The sequence below is a fragment of the Longimicrobium sp. genome (assembly GCF_036280135.1).
Taxonomy (GTDB): Bacteria; Gemmatimonadota; Gemmatimonadetes; order Longimicrobiales; family Longimicrobiaceae; genus Longimicrobium.
In genome coordinates this window covers 1-4,584 of sequence record NZ_DASURI010000566.1, presented here as the reverse complement: position 1 = coordinate 4,584, position 4,584 = coordinate 1, and the positions used below count along the sequence as shown (strand labels likewise).

3 protein-coding genes are annotated in these 4,584 nt (G+C 69.5%); 2 read left to right on the top strand and 1 reads right to left on the bottom strand.

The window, feature by feature from the left end:
- Positions 1 to 353, bottom strand: a 353-nt coding sequence (locus VFZ20_RS18330) for a hypothetical protein (protein WP_329685374.1), incomplete at its 3' end; no start/stop codon positions are given.
- 201 nt (positions 354 to 554) lie between these two features.
- Between VFZ20_RS18330 and treS the strand changes: the two genes are divergently transcribed.
- Together treS and VFZ20_RS18320 are read left to right on the top strand one after the other, a co-directional pair.
- On the top strand, positions 555 to 3,839 hold the full coding sequence (gene treS, locus VFZ20_RS18325; protein WP_329685373.1) for a maltose alpha-D-glucosyltransferase: 3,285 nt from the start codon (positions 555 to 557) through the stop codon (positions 3,837 to 3,839).
- On the top strand, positions 3,836 to 4,584 hold a 749-nt coding region (locus tag VFZ20_RS18320; RefSeq protein ID WP_329685372.1), incomplete at its 3' end, for an alpha-amylase family glycosyl hydrolase. The genes treS and VFZ20_RS18320, both read left to right, overlap by 4 nt.

Sequence of the window (4,584 nt, the reverse complement as noted above, 5' to 3'; positions counted from 1 at the left end):
GCCAGGGCATCCATCGCCTGTGACCGCGAAACGGTCTCGCCGGCCTGCGCGGGGAACGTCGTTCCGTCGGAATCCCTGAACCAGGCATCACCACCCGCCGCGGAATCAGCGTGCGCGGGATCCATTGCGTGCCGCTCCCGGTGCTCATCCAGCCGGACGAGGGCACGGCCAGCAGACAGCCAGACGTAAAACTCTCCGCGGCTCACCGAGCCGTCGTGGTGCGCCACAAGGACCACGCACGGCTCAACCGCATCCAACCGCACCACCCGCTCCGCCTCCGCGGCGATGCCCGTCGTCGTCACGGAGACGACGGGGGCGGGCACAAAGCGGGTAATCTCGATCTCGTAAATCATCCGCTGCATCCTCTCGGCGTAGAAGCCGGCGTTCGTCCAGACCTGCCCCCTCCCCCTGCCCCTGCCCCCGGCGCAGTTCCTGCAGCCGGGCGCCCCGCCGGGCCGGTCCTGCCACGCACGCCAGCGCCCGCGAACGGACGTTCCGCCCCAGGGCGCGGACCAAAGCACAGACACGAGACGCCAGAGACAGGGAGCCCCGCGTTGAGCACGGACACGCTGTGGTACAAGGATGCCGTCTTCTACGAGCTGCACGTCAAGGCCTTCCAGGACTCGTCCGGTGACGGGGTCGGCGACTTCGAAGGGCTCATCCAGCGCCTGGACTACGTGGCCGGCCTGGGCGTGGACGTCATCTGGCTGCTGCCGTTCTACCCGTCGCCCCTGCGCGACGACGGCTACGACATCGCCGACTACTACGGCATCCATCCCAACTACGGCACCCTGGACCAGGTGCAGCGCTTCCTGGACGAGGCGCACAAGCGCGGCCTCAAGGTCATCGCCGACCTGGTGCTGAACCACACCAGCAGCGACCACCCGTGGTTCCAGCGCGCCCGCCGCGCCCCCAAGGGCAGCCCGGAGCGCAACTTCTACGTCTGGAGCGACGACGACACGCTGTACAGGGAAGCGCGCATCATCTTTACCGACACGGAGCCCAGCAACTGGACCTGGGACCCGGTCGCCCAGCAGTACTACTGGCACCGCTTCTTCAGCCACCAGCCGGACCTGAACTGGGACAACCCGGAGGTCAAGGAGACGATGTTCCAGGTGATGGAGTACTGGCTGGAGCGGGGGCTGGACGGGTTCCGCGCCGACGCCGTGCCGTACCTCATCGAGCGCGAAGGCACCATCTGCGAAAACCTGGAGGAGACGCACGACATCCTCAAGGAGTTCCGCGTCCGGCTGGAGTCGAAGTACCCGGGCCGCATCCTCCTGGCCGAGGCCAACCAGTGGCCCGAGGACGTGCGACCCTACTTTGGCGGCGAGGACGGCGACGAGTTCCAGATGGCGTTCCACTTTCCCCTCATGCCGCGGATCTTCATGGCCGTGCGGCAGGGGATTCGAAAGCCCATCGTGGAGATCATCGAGCGCACGCCGGCCATCCCCGAGAACTGCCAGTGGTGCATGTTCCTGCGCAACCACGACGAGCTCACGCTCGAGATGGTGACGGACGAGGAGCGCGACTACATGTACCGCGAGTACGCGGCCGATCCGCGGATGCGCATCAACCTGGGCATCCGCCGCCGGCTGGCGCCGCTGATGGACAACGACCGGCGCAAGATCGAGCTGCTCAACAGCATCCTCTTCACCATGCCGGGGTCGCCCATCATCTACTACGGCGACGAGATCGGGATGGGCGACAACGTGTGGCTGGGCGACCGCGACGGCGTGCGCACCCCCATGCAGTGGTCGCCCGACCGCAACGCCGGCTTCAGCCGGGCAGAGCCGGAGCGTCTGTACCTGCCGGCCATCAACGACGCCGTCTACGGCTTCCAGGCCGTGAACGTCGAGGCGCAGGAGCGCTCGCCGTACTCGCTGCTCAACTGGACCAAGCGGCTCATCCGCGTCCGCAAGCAGCACCGGGCGTTCGGCCGGGGCAGCATCCGCTTTTTGGCGCCCGAGAACCCGCACGTGCTGGCGTACCTGCGCGAGTACCAGGGCGACACCATCCTCGTCGTCAACAACCTGTCGGGGAGCGCGCAGGCCGTCCGCATCGAGCTGCCGGAGTTCACGGGCTTCACCCCGGTCGAATTGCTGGGCGAGACGGCGTTCCCCACGGTGGAGGAGGGGCAGCCGTACACCATCACGCTCAGCCCGTACGGCTTCTTCTGGTTCTCGCTGCGGCAGGTGCGCGCGGCGGGCGAGGAGGACTTCTGGACCATGCCCGAGGAGTGGGCCGCGCAGGAGGCCGAGATCCTGGCCGATCCGCGGGCCGTGGCCGAGGCGTTCAGCGCCCTGCCCCGCGAGTGGATCCTGCGCCAGCGCTGGTTCCGCGACAAGGCGCGCGAGCTCAACGAGATCTGCCTGCACGACCACGGCGTGCTGCACGGCGACCGCACCCCCAACATCATCCTGGCGCTGCTGGAAGTGCGCTTCGTGGAGGGCGGGCGCGACCTGTACCTGCTTCCGTCCACGCTGCACCCCATCGCCGCGCCGGGGACGGGGCCGGAGCCCATCGTCACGCACCCCACGCTGCGGGGCGAGGCGCGTGTCTACGAGGCCATGGCCGACCGGCGCATCGCCGGCACCCTGCTGAACGCCGTGGCCACGGCGCAGCGCATCGAGGGGCGCACGGGCACGTTCGCGGGCCACGCCACGGGCGCCGTGGAGCTGCCGGAGGCGCCGGCGGGACCCGTGCGGATGATCGGCGTGGAGCAGAGCAACACGTCCATCGTCTTCGGCGATTCGCTGGTGATGAAGATCTTCCGCAAGCTGGAAGGCGGCATCAACCCGGACCTGGAGGTCACGCGCTTCCTGGTGGAGCGCGCGGGATTCCGCTCCGTCCCCGCCCTGGCCGGCTGGCTGGACTACACGCCGGAGAACGGCGAGACGCACGCCGTGGCCGGCGTCTTCCAGTTCGTCCCCAACGGGGGCGACGCGTGGAGCGTGGCCCTCAAGGCCCTGGACCGCTACTTCGGCGCGGCCAGCCGCAGCGCGGCGGACCCCGACACGGTCACGGGGCGCGAGGCCGTCCGCCGCATGGCGGGCGACTTCTTCCCCGCCATCGAGCGGCTGGGCGAGACGACGGCGCGCATGCACCTGGCGCTGGCGTCCGTGGACGACGACCCGGACTTCGCGCCGGAGACCATCGGCGAGGACGACGTGCAGCGGGCCATCGAGGGCTTCCGCAAGCAGGTGGACGGCGTGCTGGGCGACCTGGGGCGGCAGCTGGAGGCCATCCCCGGCAGCTTTCCCGCGGCCGTGCAGGGCGCGCTCCGCGAGGTGGTCCGCGCCGCGCCGGACCTGCGCCACTTGGGCGAGGACCTGCGCGCCCTGCGCGACGAGGCGGTCAAGGTGCGCATCCACGGCGACTACCACCTGGGCCAGGTGCTGCGGGGCACGCAGAACGCGCCCGGCGGCAGCGAGTGGTACGTGCTGGACTTCGAGGGCGAGCCGGCCAAGCCCCTGGCGGACCGCCGCAGCAAGCAGACGGTGCTGCGCGACGTGGCCGGCATGCTGCGCTCGTTCAACTACGCCGTGCGCGTGGGGATGAGCGAGTTCAGGACGGACGACCTGCGGGTGCGCATGTCGCTGGAGCGCTGGGCGCACGCGTGGGAGCGCGAGGCGCGCGCTCTGTTCCTGAACGCGTACGTCCGCACGGCGCAGGGCAGCGCCATCATCCCCCGCGATCCCGACGTGCTGGCGCGCGCGCTGGCCGTCTTCGAGCTGGAGAAAGCCGTGTACGAGCTGGGCTACGAGATGAACAACCGTCCCGACTGGCTGTGGGTGCCGCTGGAGGGGATACAGGCCATCCTGGGAGGCCGCGCGTGACGGCTCCCCTGCTCTACAACCTCTTTCCGCGCCTCGTCGGGCCCACCACCCGCTGGCCGGAGCACGCCCGGCGGGCGCGGGAGATGGGGTTCCAGTGGCTGTACCTGAACCCGTGGCACTACCCCGGGTTCAGCGGAAGCCTGTACGCCGTCAAGGACTTCCGTCGGCTCAACCCCCTGTTCGTCCCCGCGGGGGCGGACCCCCTGTCGCTCGATCCGTTGCGCGAGGCGCTGGCGCGGATCGGCGAGATGGGGATGCGGCCCGTGATGGACCTGGTGGTGAACCACACGTCCAAGGACTCGCCCCTGGTCCAGGAGCACCCGGGCTGGTACCACTGGGAGAACGGCGAGGTGATGAGCCCCTTCGCCGTCGATCCCAACGACACGTCCAGGAAGACGGTCTGGGGCGACCTGGCGGAGATCAACAACCTCACGCACGACGACCGCGACGGGCTCTGGCGCTACTGGGCGGGCCTCGTCCGCGAGTCCATCGCCCTGGGCTTCAAGGGATTCCGCTGCGACGCGGCGTACAAGGTGCCCGCGGAGCTGTGGAAGTTCCTGGTCGCCGAGGCGAAGGCGGCCGATCCCGAGGCCGTCTTTTTCGCCGAAACGCTGGGCGCGCCCGTAGAGGACGTGCGCGCGCTCAAGTCTGCGGGGTTCGACTACTTCTTCAACTCCAGCAAGTACTGGAATTTCAGCGAGATCTGGGCGCTGCGGCAGCACGAGGAGTTCGGCCGCATCGCGCC